Source organism: Acinetobacter legionensis (assembly GCF_048552295.1).
Taxonomy (GTDB): domain Bacteria; phylum Pseudomonadota; class Gammaproteobacteria; order Pseudomonadales; family Moraxellaceae; genus Acinetobacter.
The window spans coordinates 1-262 of sequence record NZ_JBIMCW010000110.1; the positions used below are offsets into that span (position 1 = coordinate 1).

The window sequence follows — 262 nt, forward strand, 5'->3', positions numbered from 1 at the left end:
GTTTTGCCATGAGTGAGTCAAAGTGGCTAGATACTAATGAACCCGTGCGAACACCTGTGTCCACGCGTACCCCATTACCAAACGGCGCTTCAAATAAACTCAATACACCAAAGGCAGGAATAAACCCGCGAGCTGGGTCTTCGGCATTAATACGAAACTCAATGGCATGACCCTGCGCTTTTGGTGTTTCTTTAATAGAAAGCACTTCACCTTGAGCCACGCGAATTTGCTCAACGACCAAATCGACTTTGGAGGTTTCTTC

At 46.9% G+C, this 262-nt stretch carries 1 pseudogene; it reads right to left on the reverse strand.

The features are described from left to right. Positions 1-262 (reverse strand): annotated as a pseudogene (locus ACG916_RS21665) (acetyl/propionyl-CoA carboxylase subunit alpha); the annotation flags it as partial.